Below are 15560 nucleotides of genomic sequence, written 5' to 3' on the forward strand. Positions count from 1 at the left end.
CCCAGCGCCGGGGGTCGTTTTTCCCGGCGGCGGCAGCCAGAAGACGCGAGAGACCTTTCCCCGAGCCAAGGAATGCCTGCAGCACCGGGATGACGGCGATCTTCCCGGTTTCGAGACGGAATGGGAGAAGTTTTCGATGCGTCAGACGGGTACAGTCAAGTTCTTCAACGCGACCAAGGGGTTCGGATTCATCACGCCGGATGGCGGCGGCAAGGACGTGTTCGTGCACGTGACCGCCGTCGAGCGCTCCGGCATCGGAGCGCTGGCGGACGGGCAGCGCATCTCCTTCGAGACCGAGCCCGACAAGCGCGGCAAGGGACCGAAGGCGGTGCATCTGCAGCTCGCCTGAGCCGACGGCCCGCCCCGGCGTCCGCCCGCGCCGTGGGCAACCGGCCGATCCGGCGCGCCCGGCCTTGTCCCGGCGCGCCGCCCTCCCCATAGTAGGTTCGACCGCCGCTTCGGGAGGCCCACCATGAACCAGACTTCGAACCGCCTGTTCGACGATTTCGCCAAGCTGATGACCGACGCCGTCGGCATGGCGCAGGGCGTTCGTCGCGAGGCGGAGACCGCCTTCCGCCACCAGGCCGAGCGCTTCCTGACCGACATGGACCTCGTCAAGCGCGAGGAACTCGACGTCGTGCGCGACATGGCCGTCAAGGCGCGTGCGGAGAACGAGGCACTCATCGCCCGCATCGAGGTGCTCGAGGCGAAGCTCGCCGCCGCGACGGGCGGCCATGTCGTCGCGGCTCCCGAGCCGACCGAGCGCCCGAAGAAGCCCTTCCCGGACGAGGAAGCGCCGGCCGCCGACGAGGACTGAGCGCAGCCGCCCCGGCGCTTCCGGCATCCCGTCTTGTCCGGCCGCGCGGCATCGGTCGTCGTGACGCCGGGCCAGGCCGCGCCAGGCTGACGGATGGAGCCGGCGCACAGCGCAGCCCGGCGTCACGATTATGGACCCCGGCACGGAGGCCGGGGTGACGGGTGTTCTGGGAGGGGCGATGGTGCTCTCCGGCTCCGAGCATCCGGCCGGCTCCTCCTCGCACCTCCGCGTGAATTCGTTGAACGGTCCCCTCCACCCGTCATGCCGGCCTCCGTGCCGGCATCCATAATCGTGACGGTGGGTGCTCCGGGAGGCCCTACCCACCCGTCATTCCCGCGAGGGCGGGAATCCATGAAACAAGGGACGGCTCGGCTCGATCGATCCTCGCCTTCGCGCGGATGACGGGTGTGCGGGGTGAAGCCGGCGTGCCGCCCGGGCGCGTTTCCCTCCCCGGTTTGACGGGCGGTGACGCCTCCTATATCGAACGGAGGGGAGCGGCGGGGCCTGCCGCACGGCTCCTGCCGGCCCCATCATGCCGCCTGCTGACGCGGCATCCCTCTCGCCCGACGAGCGACAGGCCTCGATCGCCTCGTCCGATCCGGTGATCCCGAGCATGAGCCTGCCGCCGAACGACGATCTCGCCGCCGCGATCCGCACCATTCCGGATTATCCGAAGCCCGGCATCCTGTTTCGCGACATCACCACCCTGCTCGGCGATGCGCGCGCCTTCGGCCGGGCGATCGATGCGCTCGCCGAGCCCTTCGCCGCGGCCGGCATCGACAAGGTGGCCGGTATCGAGGCGCGCGGCTTCATCATCGGCGGCGCCGTGGCGCACCGGCTCGCGGCGGGCTTCGTGCCGATCAGGAAGCGCGGCAAGCTGCCCCATTCGACGGTGCGCGTCGCCTATTCGCTCGAATACGGCATCGACGAGATGGAGATGCATGTCGATGCGGTGCGGGCCGGCGAGCGCGTGGTGCTCGTCGACGACCTGATCGCCACCGGCGGCACCGCGCAGGGCGCCGTGACGCTGCTGCGCGACATGGGCGCCGAGATCGCCGCCGCCGCCTTCGTCATCGACCTGCCGGATCTCGGCGGCGCGGATAAACTGCGCGGCCTCGGCGTTGACGTACACACTCTGGTCGCCTTCGCAGGTCATTGATCATGACGGATTTCACCCTCGTCGTCGGCTCGCGCGAATGGTCGAGCTGGTCGCTCAGGCCCTATTTCGCGATCTGCCACACGCCGGCCGCCTTCGACGTCACGCTCATTGCGCTCCGCACGCCCGAGACGGCGGCGCGGATCCGCTCCGTCAGCCCCTCCGGCTTCGTCCCTCTCCTCATCGACCGGCGCTTTGCGACGCCGCTCAAGGTCTGGGATTCGCTCGCCATCTGCGAATATCTCGCCGAGTGCTTCCCGCAGGCGCAGCTCTGGCCGGCCGATCCGGCGGCGCGCGCCGTCGCCCGCTCGGTGAGCGCCGAGATGCACTCCGGCTTCCGCGCGCTGCGGACGAACCTGCCGATGGACCTCTTCGCGGAGAAGCCGGGCGTCGGCCTCGACGCCGAGGGTGTCGCCGACGACATCGCCCGCATCGAGACGCTCTGGCGCGACTGCCGCACCGCCTATGGCGCCGCCGGCCCCTATCTGTTCGGCGCGCCGACCATCGCGGACGCGATGTTCGCGCCCGTCGCCAGCCGCTTCCGCACCTATCGGCCGGCGCTCGGCGAGATCGCCGCGGCCTATGTCGAGACGCTCCTCGCCGACCCGGCCTTCCGCGACTGGGAAACGGCGGCGCGGCGCGAAAGCCACATTTCACAGGCGTGAAGCCGCGGGGCAGTTGACCGCGCCCGCCGCGCGGCGCAGCCTTCAGCACCGAGGTCCGGGCGTCCGGGCCCGATCGGAGATTCGCGCTTGATCACCTTCGCCGATCTTCTTCGCTGGGACCGGTATGTGACGCCGTCCGTGGTGCGGCTGTTCTATGTGCTCGCGACCATCGTCGCGGTACTGTTCGGCCTGTCGGCCGCCATCGGCGCGGTGCGCGCGGCCGCGGTCGACCCCGCCGCCGGCATGATCGGGCTGGCGATCGCGATCTTCGGCACGGCGGCGGGTGTGATCGCCGCGCGGCTGGTGTCGGAGTTCCTGCTGATCGTCTATCGGATCGACGAGAGCCTCACCGAGCTGCGCGAGCGGTCCGCCGCGCCGGCCGAGCCCGCCGTCACCCCGGCCCAGGCGCCCGTTCCCGTCGCCGAGGCGACGCCGCGTGGGGCGGCGACCCAGCCGGCCAACCCCGCGCCGCCCGCCCGCCGCACCGAGCCGCGTCTGCCGCCGCGCGACGACGCGCTCGCCAGGCCCGCCGAGACGCGGACGGAGACACGGGCCGAGCCGCGCGTCGAGCCGACGCTGCCGCCGCGGCGGAACTGGAAGGAGACGGTGCCCGCTGTCGAGCCGACGGTGCGCGACCGGATCGGCGCCCCGGCCGAGGAAACCGAGCCCGGCGCAGCCGCCCGCCCGGCGGCGGCGCGGACAACCGCACCCGAGATCGCCGTCGATCGCAGCCGGACCGCGCTGCCGGTGCGGCCGCCCCGGCGCGTCGTGCCGCCGATCGCCGACGCGATCGCCGCGGCGCTCGCCGAACCGCCTCCCCCGCCGGCCGGAGGGCGCGCCGAGCCGCGCCCCGCCGAGCCGGCCCGCCCCCTGTCGCCGCGCGCGCCGCTCGCGCCGCGGCCGAGCCTCGACCGCCCCGCCGCGCCCCCGGCCGCATCCGGCACCACGGCGGCCATCCCCGCGCCTGCACGGGAACCGCTCAGGGAATCCACCCGCGAGCCCTTGCTCCCGCGGGAGCCGATCCAGCGTCCGCCTCTTCGGACGGGTCCGGCGGCCGAGCCCCCGGCAGCGCCGGCGGCCAGCCCGGCGGCTTCGGCCGCGGCGAGCGCCTCGACACCGCCTCCGGCGCTGCATGTCGCCGGTCCCGCCTCACCGGAATCGTCGCCCTCGCCCGATCCCGCGACGCCCGCCCCCGGCCCGGCCTCGACGCCGGCGGGTGGTCCGGCGATCCGATCGGCCGGTCCATCCGGCACACCTCCTCCGATCGCCGCCGCACCCGCGGCGCCCGCCCGCGAAGCCGCTGCGGATGCGGTCAAGGACAGCCCGCCGGCGGGCGCGGCAGCGGCCGTCACGCCGCCCGCCGAGATCGTTCGAGGAACACCGGCCGACGAGACACCGGCCCAGAGCCCGGCAATTCCGCCGATCGCGTCCGGTCCTTCCGCCGCGCCGGCGGATGGGTTGGAACCGAAGCCGGGCGGAACAAAGCGTGAGCCGGCCGAGGCCGCGCCCCCGCCCGCGGCGGCCGTTTCCCCTGCGGCGCCGCCGGACCCGCCCTCCGAGGTCTCTGCCCCGGTCCCTGCGGAGGCAGCCGGCGAAGCATCGCCGCCCGCCGGATCGGCGGGAGAGGCGGGGAAAGCCGACCGGAAGCCGTCCTGATCGCCGGACAGGCCGCTCCGGCTCGCGGCATCACCCTCGCAGAGGGCTGCGCGCAGAGCCGCAGGGGGCGGGCGGCCGAACCACCGCAGAAGCGTTCGAGGACGGCGTCCGCTTGCCCCGCCGCAGCCATGCGTCCCCCCCGCCGCCGCGCCGGGGTCATCGGCCGCGTCGGCCCGCAGGCCGCCCGGCGCGAGGAGAGGGCCGTCCGAAGATGCCCGCGGCGTGCGCGCAGGACGGCGGCGGGACGGTGGCGCCGGAGCCGCGCAGCGCCTCGCCGGAGCCTCCCGGCGCCCCCTTCAGGTGTTGAAGCGGAAGAGCATCACGTCGCCGTCGGCGACGACATAGTCCTTGCCTTCGTCGCGCGCCTTGCCCTGCTCCTTGGCGCCCGCCTCGCCGCCGAGGCGGACATAATCGTCGAAGGCGATCGTCTGGGCGCGGATAAAGCCGCGCTCGAAATCCGAATGGATGACGCCGGCCGCCTGCGGCGCCCTCGTGCCGGTCGTGATCGTCCAGGCACGCGCTTCCTTCGGCCCGACGGTGAAATAGGTGATCAGGCCGAGCAGGCCGTATCCGGCGCGGATCAGCCGGTCGAGCCCGGGCTCGGCGAGGCCGATCGTCTCGAGGAACTCGCGCTGCTCGGCATCGGGAAGCTGCGCGATCTCGGCCTCGATCGCCGCCGAGATGACGACGCTCGCCGCGCCTTGCGCCTTCGCCATCGCGGCGACGCGCTCGGAATGGGCGTTGCCGGAGGCGGCCGAGGCCTCCTCGACATTGCAGACATAGAGCACGGGCTTGGCGGTCAGGAGACTGAGCGCGGCGAACATCGGCCGGTCCTCGGCCGCGACGTCGAGCAGCCGGGCGGGCTTGCCGGCCTGCAGCAGGGCGAGCGCGCCGTCCATCAGCGCGACCTGCGCCTTCGCCTCCTTGTCGCCGGCCTGCGCCTTCTTGCGCAGCGGCACGACGCGCCGCTCGAGGCTTTCGAGATCGGCGAGCATCAGCTCGGTCTCGACCGTCTCGGCATCGGCGACGGGATCGACGCGGCCTTCGACATGGGTGATGTCACCATCCTCGAAGCAGCGCAGCACATGGACGATCGCATCCACCTCGCGGATATTGGCGAGGAACTGGTTGCCGAGGCCCTCCCCCTTCGAGGCGCCGCGCACGAGGCCCGCAATGTCGACGAAGGTGATGCGGGTCGGCACGATCTGCTGCGACTTGCCGATCCGGGCGAGGTCGTCGAGCCGCCGGTCGGGCACCGCGACCTCGCCGGTGTTCGGCTCGATGGTGCAGAACGGATAGTTGGCCGCCTGCGCCGCCGCCGTCTTGGTGAGCGCGTTGAAAAGGGTCGACTTGCCGACGTTCGGCAGGCCGACGATGCCGCATTTGAAGCCCATGTCTCGTCTCGATTCCTAGGGGGCGCCGGGCGCCAGATCGTTCAGGAAGGGATTGGCGATGCGCAGCCCGCCGATCTCGGTTCCATCGGTCAGATCCTCGCTTGCGAAGACACTGCATTCCGCCTGGACGGCCGAGGCGAGCATGACGCAGTCCCACCAGGCGAAGCCCGTCCGGTCCTGGATCGTCCAGGCCTCGGCGGTCGTGGTGACGTCGAGCGGCGCGAGACAGGTCGGCAGCAGGGTGGCGAGGAAGGCGCGGGCATGCTCACGCGGCATCAGTCTCTTTCGGTCGACGAGCACCCTATAGCACTCATTGATCGTTTGCGGGCTCGTGACGATCCAGCCCGCGAGCATGCCGCTCCGCAGCAGAGCCGCCGCCCTCGTGCGCTTCTCCGCCTCGTTCGGATCGAGGCTGTAGATCAGCACGTTGGTGTCGATAAACACCCCTCTCCGCATAGATCTCGTCCCGTTTCGGCAAATCGCCGGCAATCCCGGGCCATCCCGGGCCGCTCAGGAAATCCTCGAGCCGGCCGAGGCGCAGCCGCCGTTCGTCGTCGGTCTCGCCCGGCATCTCCGCCCGCAGCTTCTCGCCGATCCAGCGCGACAGGCTCATGCCCGCCTTCGCCGCCTCGACGCGGGCCCAGTGCGCGACCTTCTCGTCGAGCGTGATCGTCACATTCTTCATGGACCGCTCCGCCACGAACTCCGTGCCGCACGGATTTCGTGTTTTCGTGGCCGGAAGTCAAGCCGGGCGGGGACCGCCCGGGAGGGCGGCCTCGCCCGGGTGGCCTCGCCGCAGGCCGCCCTCAGCCGCCGAACAGCTTCTTCAGGCTGCGGGCGAGCGGGCCTTCCGCCGGTTCTGCAGGCGACGGCGCGGGCGCGGGAGGCCCAGCCGAGGCGGCCGCCCGGGCCGCGCCGTCGGCGGGCGGCGCCTTCGGGGCCTTCTTCGGCCGCTCCGGCTGGGTGGCGAGCGAGACCTTGTTGGCGAAGGTCGCGTCCTTGCCTTCGGCGAGCAGCGGCGCCTCGGCGGCGATCGCATCGAGGAGCGGATCGAGCCATTCGGCGTCGACCCTGGCGAAATCCGACAGCACCCAGCCGTGCACCCGGTCCTTGTCGCCGGGATGGCCGATGCCGAGGCGCAGCCGCCGGTAGCCGTCGCCGAGATGGGCGCTGATCGAGCGCAGGCCGTTATGGCCGCCATGGCCGCCGCCGACCTTCATTCGGAATTTCGCCGGCGGCAGGTCGAGCTCGTCATGGATGACGAGCACGTCGGCGGGCGCGAGCTTGTAGAACTTGACCGCTTCGGCGACCGCCCGGCCGCTGTCGTTCATATAGGTGAGCGGCTTCAGGAGCAGCGCCTTCTCGCCGGCGAGCGTTCCCTCGGCGGCGTCCCCCTGGAAACGGCGGCGCCAGGGAGAAAAGCCATGGCGGCGGTGGATCGCATCCGCCGCCATGAAGCCGATATTGTGCCGGTTGCGGGCATATTGCCCGCCCGGATTGCCGAGCCCGACGATGAGCAGCATCCCGGCCCTCCGTCAGGCGGCCGACCTCAGGCCGCCGGGGTCTCTCCGCCCGCCTCGTCCGGCAGCACGGCCGGCGCGGCGATCGTCGCGATGGTGAAGTCGCGGTCCGTGATGACCGGCTTGACGCCGTCCGGCAGGGCGACCGACGAAATGTGGATCGAATCGCCGATCTCGCGGCCCGTCAGGTCGACGACGATGTGATCGGGGATCGCATCGGCCGGCGCCGTGGCGTCGAGCGCGTGGCGGACGATGTTGAGCACGCCGCCGCGCTTGATGCCGGGCGACTTGTCCTCATTGATGAACTGCACCGGGATCTCGACATGCACGGTCGAGCCCGCCGACACCCGGAGGAAGTCGACATGGATCGGACGGTCGGTCACGGGGTGCAGCTGGTAGTCGCGCGGGATGACGCGGATCTTGCGGCCGTCGACGTCGATCGTGGCGACCGTCGTCAGGAAGCCGCCGGCATGGAGCCGCGTGTTGAGCGTCTTGTAATCGAGGGCGATCGCAAGCGGTTCCTGCTTGTCGCCATAGATCACGGCCGGGATTTTGCCCTCACGACGTGTCGCGCGCGCGGCCCCCTTGCCCACGCTCTCGCGGACCGACGCCGTGAGCTCGTAGCTGGTGCTCATCGGTGTTCTCCTTGAAAAGAAAATGCGGCCGCGTTGCCTCCAGGGGTGTCGGCGCGACCGCGGCGGGCTTATAGCCGAGACGGCCCGCGGCGACAAGAGAAGCCGGCGCAAGCCCCGCGGACGCGCCGTTTTTCCGTTGCGCCGGGGAGCATCGGAGCTTATTCGGACTTTGACGTTCATCTTTTCTTTCGCAATGCGGGAGCCGTCCTGATGAGACGCTTCGGTCCGATCCTCGCGCTGGCGCTCCTCCTGCTGCCCGGTGCCGCCCCGGCACAGCAGGCGCCCGCCGCGCCGGCGGCGACCGGATCGACCGCCGCGGGGCAACCGGCGACCCCGGCCACCCCGCCCCCCGGCGCCGACCTCGCCCCGGCAATCCCTTCGGCCGAGGCGGATCCGCTCGCCGAGGGGGTGGACCCGGCGACGCTGCCGCACGACCTTTCCCCGGCCGGCATGTTCGCCAATGCCGATGCCGTCGTGAAGAGCGTCATCATCCTGCTCGCCGGCGCCTCCGTGCTGACCTGGGCGATCTTCCTCGCGAAGTCGCTCGAGCTCGCCGGCGCGCGGACGCGCACCCGGGCGCTCGGCCGCCGGCTCGGCCGCGCCCGCTCGCTCGACGATGCCGAGGACGCGATCGGCCGCCGCCGCGACCCGGCCGCCGCCCTCGTCGCCGCCGCGGTGACGGAACGCGATCTGTCGGCCGATCTGTCGGTCGACGGCATCAAGGAGCGCACCGCATCGCGGCTCGCGCGGATCGAGGCCGCCGCCGCGCGGGACGCCGGCCGCGGCACGGGCGTGCTCGCCACCGTCGGCTCGATCGCCCCCTTCGTCGGCCTGTTCGGCACGGTGTGGGGCATCATGAATTCGTTCATCGGCATCAGCCAGGCGCAGACGACCAATCTCGCCATCGTCGCGCCGGGCATCGCCGAGGCGCTGTTCGCGACCGCGATCGGCCTCGTCGCCGCCATTCCGGCGGTGGTCTTCTACAACGTCTTCGCCCGCGCGATCGCCGGCAACCGGGCGGCGCTCGCCGACGTGTCGGCGGAGGTGATGCGCCTCCTGTCGCGCGACCTCGACCGCGCCGCGGCGCGCGAGCGGCCGCGCCTCTCCGCGGCGGCGGAGTAGCGCGCGATGGCGGTCAGGCTCGGCGGCCCGGACGAGGACGACCTCGCCGAGGCGAGCGAAATCAACGTCACGCCCTTCATCGACGTGATGCTCGTCCTTCTCATCATCTTCATGGTGGCGGCACCGCTTGCGACCGTCGACGCTCCGGTCGACCTGCCGCGCTCCAACGCCAAGGCGGCGCCGCGCAGCGACAAGCCGCTCTTCCTGACGCTGAAGGCCGATCTCTCGGTGCTGCTCGGCGCGACGCCGGTCGCCGCCGACGGTCTCGCGGCCGCGCTCGACGCGGCGACCAGGGGCAATCGCGAGGAGCGCCTTTATCTCCGCGCCGACCGCCGCGTCCCTTATGGCGAGCTGATGACGCTGATGAACCGTCTGCGCACGGCCGGCTACGCCAGGATCGCCCTCGTCGGCGTCGAAGGCGGCAGCTGAGGGCTCCCCTTCGTCGGCGCGCGCCGCCCCCCTACCCCGCACCGTCATCCCGGGCGAGGCGAAGCCGAGACGATGACCCTTCGGGCCGCGCAACCCTCTCTCACGACCCGGCGGCAGGCGGCGTGATGGATTTCCGCCCGAGCGGACGTGACGGATGGAAAGGGTCCGCCGGGAGCCCCCAACGTCACGATTATGGATGCCGGCACGAAGGCCGGCATGACGGGTGGCGGGGGCCGATCGCAAACGGCAAGGAGCGCGAGAACGGGTCGGAGTGGCAGGACCGTTCAAGGACGCGGCGCACCATCGCCCCCCCGGAACACCCGTCACCCCGGCCTCCGTGCCGGGGCCCATAATCGTGCCGCCGGGCCAACCGCGTACCACCTCCCCCTATCCCGCACCGTCATCCCGGGCGAGGCGAAGCCGAGACGACGCCCCTTCGGGCCGCGCAACCCTCTCTCGCGACCCGGCGGCAGGCGGCGCGATGGATTTCCGCCTCAGCGGACGTGACGGATGGACAGGGTCCGCCGGGAGCCCCACCGTCACGATTATGGATGCCGGCACGAAGGCCGGCATGACGGGTGGTGGGGGCCGATCGCAAACGGCAAGGAGACGGAAAGGCTGGGCAGGGCCGGCTCTGGACGCGGCGCGAAGGCCGGTATCCTGAGCGGAGGGCCGCGCGCGCCCTTACGCGAACAGGCTCGAAACCGACTTCTCGCTCGCCGTGCGGTTGATCGCCTCGCCGATCAGGGTGGCGATCGAGGTCACGCGGATGTTGGACGCGGCGAGCACGGCCTCCGTCGGCTGGATCGAATCGGTGATGACGAGTTCCTTCAGCCGCGAACTGGTGATGCGCGTCACCGCCCCGCCCGACAGCACGCCGTGCGTGATGTAGGCGACCACCGAGCGGGCGCCGTTGGCGATCAGCGCATCGGCGGCGTTGCACAGCGTGCCGCCCGAATCGACGATGTCGTCGAACAGGATGCAGTCGCGGCCGGCGACATTGCCGATGATGTTCATGACCTCGGATTCGCCCGGCCGCTCGCGCCGCTTGTCGACGATGGCGAGCGGTGCGTCGATCCGCTTGGCGAGCGCGCGCGCCCGCACCACGCCGCCGACATCGGGCGACACGACCATCACATTGGCGAGGTCGTAATGTTCCTTGATGTCGCGCGACATCACCGGCACCGAGAACAGATTGTCGGTCGGGATGTCGAAGAAGCCCTGGATCTGCCCGGCGTGCAGGTCGAGCGTCAGAACGCGGTCGGCTCCGGCATGGGTGATCAGGTTGGCGACGAGCTTCGCCGAGATCGGGGTCCGCGCCGATGGCTTCCGATCCTGCCTCGCATAGCCGAAATAGGGTAGCACGGCGGTGATGCGGCGGGCCGAGGCCCGCCGCAGCGCATCGATCAGGATCAGGAGCTCCATCAGATTGTCGTTCGCCGGGTAGCTCGTCGATTGCACGACGAAGACGTCCTCGCCGCGCACATTCTCCTGGATCTCGACGAAGATCTCCTGGTCGGCGAAGCGGCGGACCAGGCATTTGGCGAGCGGGATTTCGAGATAGGTGGCGATCGCGTCGGCGATCACCCGGTTGGAATTTCCGGCGACGAGCTTCACGGAATGGGGGTCCCGTCCATGGCATGGGGGGCGGGCGGCGAATCCGCGAGCGGCTCCGCGCGTCCGTGCGGCGGCCTTTTAGCAAGTGGACCGTCCGCTGGCAAAGCCCCCGCGCGAACGGAGGCCGGAAAACTTGCGGCCGGCCTTCAGTCGGAGGCGCCCCAGGTGCCGATCGCCTCGATCGTGCGCCGGGCCACCGCGTCGAGCACGGCGCCGTCGATGGCCCCCCAAGGGTCGGCTGCCGTCGCCGAGATCGACTCCTGGCCGGACAGCCGGTGCATGCGCCGGCCGTTCTTGTCGAAGATGTCCCAGACATAGACGATGATGGTGCCCGAGGCGTCGCCGACCGCCGAAAGATAGCCCTTGACGATATAGGTCGCGCTCTCGTCGCCCGACGGCGCGAGCTGCAGGCCGCGCGTCGCGGCCTCCCGGCCGAGCGCCGAGGACAGCCGGCCGGTGACACTCGCCGGCGCGCCGGTGAGCGACACGAAGGAAAAGCGGGCGTTCGAAACCGGAACGGTCGGCCTGCTCGAGGCGCCGGGCAGAACGCTCGGCGAATTCGTCGCCGCCGGGTTCGCCGCGGGCGTGCTCGCCGCCGGAGACTCCTCCTCGCCGAAGCCGAAAAAGCTGCTGCCACAGCCGGAAAGACCGAGAGCCGCCATCGCGACCAGAAGGCCGGAGAGGCCCGTCCTGCGCACTCGCCCCATCACACCTGCCTTTCACCCTCCCCCTCTCGGGGGACCCGGAACACCTGTAGACGCATTCGGAAGGCTGGTCCAGACGGCCGGCCCGGCCTATCCGGCGGCCGGGTCGACCAGCGCGATCGCCGAAAGGAGCCGGCCGTAATCCGGCTCGCCTTCATGGGTCGCGCGGCGGTAGGAGAAGAAGCGCTCGGGATCGCCATAGGTGCAGAGCCGGAGGTCCTCGACGCGGCCGAGGCCGGCCGCCAGGAGCCGGGCGCCGATATAGGCCGGCAGGTCGAAGAGATGCCGGTCGGTCCGGCCGGCGGGGGAGAAGAAGCGCTCGTTTGCCGTGTCCGCCTCGAGGAAACGCACGCGGAACTCCGGCCCGACCTCATAGGCGGGCCGCGAGATGGTGGGGCCGAGCGCTGCGACGATTCGCGCGCGCTGCGCGCCGAGTTCCTCCATCGCCTCGACCGTCGCCTCGATGACGCCCGAGAAGGCGCCCTTCCAGCCGGCATGCGCCGCGCCGACGACGCGCGCCTCGGCATCGGCGAAGAGCAGCGGCCCGCAATCGGCGGTGCCGACGCCGATCGCGACCCCCGGCCGCGCCGTCACCACCGCATCCGCCTTCGGACCTTCGCCCGGCGCCCAGACCGTCTCGACGACCGCGACGTCGGCCGAATGGATCTGGTGCGGCGTCGCCAGCCGGCCGGGCGGCAGACCGAGCACGGCGAGGACACGGGCGCGGTTGGCGATCACGCTCTCCCGGTCGTCCGCCGAGCCGAGGCCGCAATTGAGCGAGGCGTAGAGCCCGTCCGAGACGCCGCCCCGGCGCGTGAAGAAACCGTGCGTGACGCCGGGCAGCGCAGCGAGGGCATCGGAGGTCAATCGCATGGCCGTCTCCTCATCCTTCCGGCCCCACCGCGGTCCCATGGACCGCGAGGACCTTGAACAATTCCCCCATCGCGCGGGGGCCGGCGAGCCGTTCGACCGCGGCGCGGATCGCCTCCTGGATCGCCCCGTCCTTGCCGGCGCCGAGCCGGCCGGCCCGTTCGAGCAGGCCGTGCCGCAGCAGGAAACCGCCCTGCGTCTCGAGCTGTTCCGGGCGCCCGCCCGCCCCGGCCGCCGCGGCGGCGAGCGCGGCGAAGTCGACATGGGCGGTCAGGTCCGCCTCGCCGGGATGGGCGAGCGGCGGATCATAGGCATGGCGACGCAGCGCCTGGAGCGTGTCGCCGAAGCCGCCGCCATGGCCGTAATCGATCGCGAGGAGGGCGCCGCCCGAGCGGGCGATCCGTGCGCCGAGCAGCGCGGCGAGCCGCTCGCCGGCCGGCGCGATCTCGAGCACGCTGCCGGCGGGCGCCGCGGCGAGCCTCGCCTCGCGCGAGGCATCGAGCCGGGCGCCGGGCCGCAGCCCGAAGACGAGCGCGCCGTCGCGCAGCCCCACCATCCGCTCGGCGATGCCCGCCTCCGTCCGCTCGAACTGGCGGATCGGCAGGGCGTCGAAGAACTCGTTCGCCACCGCGATCAGCGGCCCCCCGGGCAGCGCCGCGACCTCGTCCCGCCAGAGGACGGCGTGGCCGGCGAGCGTCGCGCTCTGGATGGCGCGGAGCCGCGCGCTCGTCTCGACGAGCACGATCCGCGCCGCCGCGAGGAAGCCCGGCTCGATGCGCGCGGCGCGCAGCAGATCGGCCATCAGCGTGCCGCGGCCCGGCCCCAGCTCGGCGAGCACGAAGGCCTCCGGCCGGCCGATCGCCCGCCAGCGCTCGATCGCCCACAGGCCGATCAGCTCGCCGAACATCTGGCTGATCTCCGGCGCGGTGACGAAATCGCCCGCCGTGCCGAAGGGCTCGCGCCTCGCGTAATAGCCGTGCTCGGGGTCGCCGAGACAGGCCTCCATATAGGCCGCGACGGTGATCGGCCCGTCGGCGGCGATCCTGAGCGCCAGCCGGCGGGCGAGCGGCGTCGGCGCCTCGGCGGGCGCCCCGCTCATTCCGCCTGCGGCACCGGCCGCAGGGCGCGCCAGATCAGATAGGCCCCGGCGGCGACGAGCGGCAGCGAGAGGAGCATGCCCATGGTCAGCCCGAAAGGAACGGTGTCGGGCAGGAAATAGCCGAGCTGGATGTCCGGCTCGCGGAAGAACTCGACGAAGATGCGGGCGCAGCCATAGCCGACCGCGAACACGCCCGAGACGAGGCCGGGCCTCGCCAGCGCGCCGAGACGATGGGTGAAGAAGCGCAGCACGAGGAAGAGCACGAGCCCCTCGAGCGCCGCCTCGTAGAGCTGGCTCGGATGGCGCGGCACCGGCCCGCCGGCGGGAAAGACGAAGGCCCAGGGCATGTCGGACGGCCGGCCGAACAGCTCGCCATTCACGAAATTGGCGAGCCGGCCGAAGAACAGGCCGAAGGTGACGGAGGGCGCCACCACATCGATCAGCGACCAGATCGGGATCTTTCGAGCGCGCGCGAACAGCACCATCGCGAGGACGGTGCCGAGGAAGCCGCCATGGAAGGACATGCCGCCGGTCCACACGGCGAAGATCTGCAGCGGCTCGGCGAGGAAGCGCAGCGGATCGTAGAACAGCACATAGCCGATGCGGCCGCCGAGAATGATGCCGAGCGTCGCGTAGACGACGAGATCATCGATGTCGGCCGGCGTCAGCGGAACACCCTTCGGCTCCCACAGCCGTGCATCGGCGACGAGCCGCTTCGCATACCACCAGCCGACGAGAATGCCGGCGATATAGGCGAGCGCATACCATCGCACCACGAGCGGCCCGACCTGTACCGCGACAGGATCGAGGAACGTCGGAAATGGCAAAGCAAGAAGCGTCGGCATGATCAACCCCAGAGCGGCCCCGGCTGACTGGTTCGCCGATCAGGTCCCGTGGGTCAAGATGGGGCGACAGCCGGCCACGCTGGCGCGGCGTCCACAGGCGTGATGCGGCTGCGAAGAAAAGGGATCGCATCCGCGAAATCGATCTCTATACTCGAAGGCAATGAAGATTCGCGCTGCTTCGTCACGCGCTGATGGCTTGAGTTCGGTGAGGATCGCCGTTTCCGCAGAGGTCGGCGCGGTTCTCCTGCGGCTCGGGAACGGCCTTTTCGAGAGCTCGCCCGGCGCTCGACTGAGTCTGTTGCGTCCTCCCATCCCGATCAAGCGCGAGGGTCGGCCATGAGCCTTCTGGATGTCGAGACGGAAGACCGTCACACCAATCCCGTCGACATGATCGAGCACGTCGCCGCGCTCCACGACTGGAGCTTCGAGCGCTCGGGCGACGACGAGATCACCATCTCGGTGGGCGGCGGCTGGTGCGACTACCACGTGTCCTTCTCCTGGATGGAGGACATGGAGGCGGTGCATCTCGCCTGCGCCTTCGATCTGCGCGTCACCGATCCACGCAAGGTCGAGGTGATGCGCCTCCTCTCGCAGGTCAACGAGCAGCTCTGGATCGGCCATTTCGACCTGTGGAGCAAGGAAGGCGTGGTGATGTACCGGCAGACCCTCCTGCTCGCCGGCACCGAACCGAGCACCCGGCAGGTCGAGGCGATGCTGACCAACGCGATCGAGAGCTGCGAGCGCTATTACCAGGCCTTCCAGTTCGTCGTCTGGGCCGGCAAGTCGGCCTCCGAGGCGCTCGAGGTCGTGCTCTTCGAGACCGTCGGCGAAGCCTGAGCGGGGATCGTCCGCCGGCTGCTTTCGGGAGCGTGCCGGCGCGCCCTGTCGCCGGATGTCACGATTATGGACCCCGGCACGGAGGCCGGGGTGACGGATGTTCTCGAGGAAGCCGACGGCTCCGCATCCCCGAACCGTCCGCCCCTCGACCGTCCTGCTCTCCGAACACCCCCTCCACCCGTCATGCCGGCCTC

Annotated in this window: 18 protein-coding genes; 8 read left to right on the forward strand and 10 right to left on the reverse strand. The window is 71.3% G+C overall.

Annotated elements, in window-relative coordinates; all coding sequences use genetic code 11:
• Positions 1-136: 136 nt before the first annotated feature.
• The 5 genes from GGQ63_RS05210 to GGQ63_RS05230 all read left to right on the forward strand — a co-directional run bounded on the left by GGQ63_RS05210 (position 137) and on the right by GGQ63_RS05230 (position 4294).
• A complete protein-coding gene (locus GGQ63_RS05210; RefSeq protein WP_183853261.1) occupies positions 137-349 on the forward strand; it encodes a cold-shock protein in 213 nt (70 codons plus the stop codon).
• Positions 350-472: 123 nt separating this feature from the next.
• Positions 473-817, forward strand: a complete 345-nt coding sequence (locus GGQ63_RS05215; protein ID WP_183853264.1) for an accessory factor UbiK family protein — start codon at positions 473-475, stop codon at positions 815-817.
• 613 nt (positions 818-1430) lie between these two features.
• The gene (locus GGQ63_RS05220) at positions 1431-1976 is read left to right on the forward strand and encodes an adenine phosphoribosyltransferase (RefSeq protein WP_183854031.1); all 546 of its coding nucleotides are present in this window, start codon (positions 1431-1433) and stop codon (positions 1974-1976) included.
• A 2-nt stretch (positions 1977-1978) separates the two neighbouring features.
• Positions 1979-2638, forward strand: coding sequence for a glutathione S-transferase (locus GGQ63_RS05225; protein WP_183853266.1), 660 nt, complete (start codon positions 1979-1981; stop codon positions 2636-2638).
• Positions 2639-2725: 87 nt separating this feature from the next.
• Complete coding sequence (locus tag GGQ63_RS05230) at positions 2726-4294, forward strand: DUF4282 domain-containing protein (RefSeq protein WP_183853268.1); 1569 nt, start codon at positions 2726-2728, stop codon at positions 4292-4294.
• Between the two features lie 296 nt (positions 4295-4590).
• On the opposite strand, the gene ychF is transcribed toward GGQ63_RS05230, so the two are convergent.
• The 5 genes from ychF to GGQ63_RS05250 form a co-directional block, all read right to left on the reverse strand.
• Positions 4591-5688 (reverse strand): redox-regulated ATPase YchF, encoded by a 1098-nt coding sequence (ychF, locus tag GGQ63_RS05235; protein ID WP_183853270.1) that lies wholly within the window; start codon positions 5686-5688, stop codon positions 4591-4593.
• A gap of 15 nt (positions 5689-5703) precedes the next feature.
• The gene (locus tag GGQ63_RS05240; RefSeq protein ID WP_343061103.1) at positions 5704-6114 is read right to left on the reverse strand and encodes a PIN domain-containing protein; all 411 of its coding nucleotides are present in this window, start codon (positions 6112-6114) and stop codon (positions 5704-5706) included.
• Positions 5999-6373 carry a hypothetical protein gene (locus GGQ63_RS21970; protein WP_246429628.1) on the reverse strand — a complete coding sequence of 125 codons (375 nt, stop codon included), beginning with the start codon at positions 6371-6373 and terminating at the stop codon, positions 5999-6001. Before GGQ63_RS21970 ends, GGQ63_RS05240 begins: the two co-directional genes overlap by 116 nt.
• Positions 6374-6494: 121 nt before the next feature.
• Positions 6495-7211, reverse strand: a complete 717-nt coding sequence (gene pth, locus GGQ63_RS05245) for an aminoacyl-tRNA hydrolase (protein WP_183853274.1) — start codon at positions 7209-7211, stop codon at positions 6495-6497.
• A gap of 26 nt (positions 7212-7237) precedes the next feature.
• Positions 7238-7843, reverse strand: a complete 606-nt coding sequence (locus GGQ63_RS05250) for a 50S ribosomal protein L25/general stress protein Ctc (protein ID WP_183853276.1) — start codon at positions 7841-7843, stop codon at positions 7238-7240.
• Positions 7844-8053: 210 nt separating this feature from the next.
• Between GGQ63_RS05250 and exbB the strand changes: the two genes are divergently transcribed.
• Together exbB and exbD are read left to right on the forward strand one after the other, a co-directional pair.
• Complete coding sequence (exbB, locus tag GGQ63_RS05255) at positions 8054-8965, forward strand: tonB-system energizer ExbB (protein ID WP_183853277.1); 912 nt, start codon at positions 8054-8056, stop codon at positions 8963-8965.
• A 6-nt stretch (positions 8966-8971) separates the two neighbouring features.
• Complete coding sequence (exbD, locus tag GGQ63_RS05260) at positions 8972-9394, forward strand: TonB system transport protein ExbD (protein ID WP_183853279.1); 423 nt, start codon at positions 8972-8974, stop codon at positions 9392-9394.
• Between the two features lie 684 nt (positions 9395-10078).
• Here exbD and GGQ63_RS05265 read toward each other — a convergent pair.
• From GGQ63_RS05265 to lgt, 5 genes are all read right to left on the reverse strand, one after another.
• On the reverse strand, positions 10079-11011 hold the full coding sequence (locus tag GGQ63_RS05265; RefSeq protein ID WP_183853281.1) for a ribose-phosphate diphosphokinase: 933 nt from the start codon (positions 11009-11011) through the stop codon (positions 10079-10081).
• Positions 11012-11157: 146 nt separating this feature from the next.
• On the reverse strand, positions 11158-11718 hold the full coding sequence (locus GGQ63_RS05270; protein WP_183853283.1) for a hypothetical protein: 561 nt from the start codon (positions 11716-11718) through the stop codon (positions 11158-11160).
• 87 nt (positions 11719-11805) lie between these two features.
• Positions 11806-12588: a peptidoglycan editing factor PgeF gene (gene pgeF / locus GGQ63_RS05275; protein WP_183853285.1), complete on the reverse strand. Its 783-nt coding sequence runs from the start codon at positions 12586-12588 to the stop codon at positions 11806-11808.
• A 10-nt stretch (positions 12589-12598) separates the two neighbouring features.
• A complete protein-coding gene (locus tag GGQ63_RS05280) occupies positions 12599-13684 on the reverse strand; it encodes a class I SAM-dependent methyltransferase (protein ID WP_183853287.1) in 1086 nt (361 codons plus the stop codon).
• Positions 13681-14529 (reverse strand): prolipoprotein diacylglyceryl transferase, encoded by an 849-nt coding sequence (gene lgt, locus GGQ63_RS05285; RefSeq protein WP_183853289.1) that lies wholly within the window; start codon positions 14527-14529, stop codon positions 13681-13683. Before lgt ends, GGQ63_RS05280 begins: the two co-directional genes overlap by 4 nt.
• A 336-nt stretch (positions 14530-14865) precedes the next feature.
• On the opposite strand from lgt, the gene GGQ63_RS05290 reads away from it, so the two are divergent.
• Complete coding sequence (locus tag GGQ63_RS05290) at positions 14866-15366, forward strand: type III secretion system chaperone family protein (protein WP_183853291.1); 501 nt, start codon at positions 14866-14868, stop codon at positions 15364-15366.
• Positions 15367-15560 lie beyond the last annotated feature (194 nt).

It is taken from the genome of Prosthecomicrobium pneumaticum (genome assembly GCF_014199915.1).
GTDB lineage: Bacteria > Pseudomonadota > Alphaproteobacteria > Rhizobiales > Kaistiaceae > Prosthecomicrobium > Prosthecomicrobium pneumaticum.

Bases quoted from the DNA above. Each gene is read 5' to 3' on its own strand.
- GGQ63_RS05210 (WP_183853261.1), top strand. From the start codon at position 137: ATGCGTCAGACGGGTACAGTCAAGTTCTTCAACGCGACCAAGGGGTTC.
- GGQ63_RS05215 (WP_183853264.1), top strand. From the start codon at position 473: ATGAACCAGACTTCGAACCGCCTGTTCGACGATTTCGCCAAGCTGATG.
- GGQ63_RS05220 (WP_183854031.1), top strand. From the start codon at position 1,431: ATGAGCCTGCCGCCGAACGACGATCTCGCCGCCGCGATCCGCACCATT.
- GGQ63_RS05225 (WP_183853266.1), top strand. From the start codon at position 1,979: ATGACGGATTTCACCCTCGTCGTCGGCTCGCGCGAATGGTCGAGCTGG.
- ychF (WP_183853270.1), bottom strand. From the start codon at position 5,688: ATGGGCTTCAAATGCGGCATCGTCGGCCTGCCGAACGTCGGCAAGTCG.
- GGQ63_RS21970 (WP_246429628.1), bottom strand. From the start codon at position 6,373: ATGAAGAATGTGACGATCACGCTCGACGAGAAGGTCGCGCACTGGGCC.
- pth (WP_183853274.1), bottom strand. From the start codon at position 7,211: ATGCTGCTCATCGTCGGGCTCGGCAATCCGGGCGGGCAATATGCCCGC.
- GGQ63_RS05250 (WP_183853276.1), bottom strand. From the start codon at position 7,843: ATGAGCACCAGCTACGAGCTCACGGCGTCGGTCCGCGAGAGCGTGGGC.
- exbB (WP_183853277.1), top strand. From the start codon at position 8,054: ATGAGACGCTTCGGTCCGATCCTCGCGCTGGCGCTCCTCCTGCTGCCC.
- exbD (WP_183853279.1), top strand. From the start codon at position 8,972: ATGGCGGTCAGGCTCGGCGGCCCGGACGAGGACGACCTCGCCGAGGCG.
- GGQ63_RS05270 (WP_183853283.1), bottom strand. From the start codon at position 11,718: ATGGGGCGAGTGCGCAGGACGGGCCTCTCCGGCCTTCTGGTCGCGATG.
- pgeF (WP_183853285.1), bottom strand. From the start codon at position 12,588: ATGCGATTGACCTCCGATGCCCTCGCTGCGCTGCCCGGCGTCACGCAC.
- GGQ63_RS05280 (WP_183853287.1), bottom strand. From the start codon at position 13,684: ATGAGCGGGGCGCCCGCCGAGGCGCCGACGCCGCTCGCCCGCCGGCTG.
- lgt (WP_183853289.1), bottom strand. From the start codon at position 14,529: ATGCCGACGCTTCTTGCTTTGCCATTTCCGACGTTCCTCGATCCTGTC.
- GGQ63_RS05290 (WP_183853291.1), top strand. From the start codon at position 14,866: ATGAGCCTTCTGGATGTCGAGACGGAAGACCGTCACACCAATCCCGTC.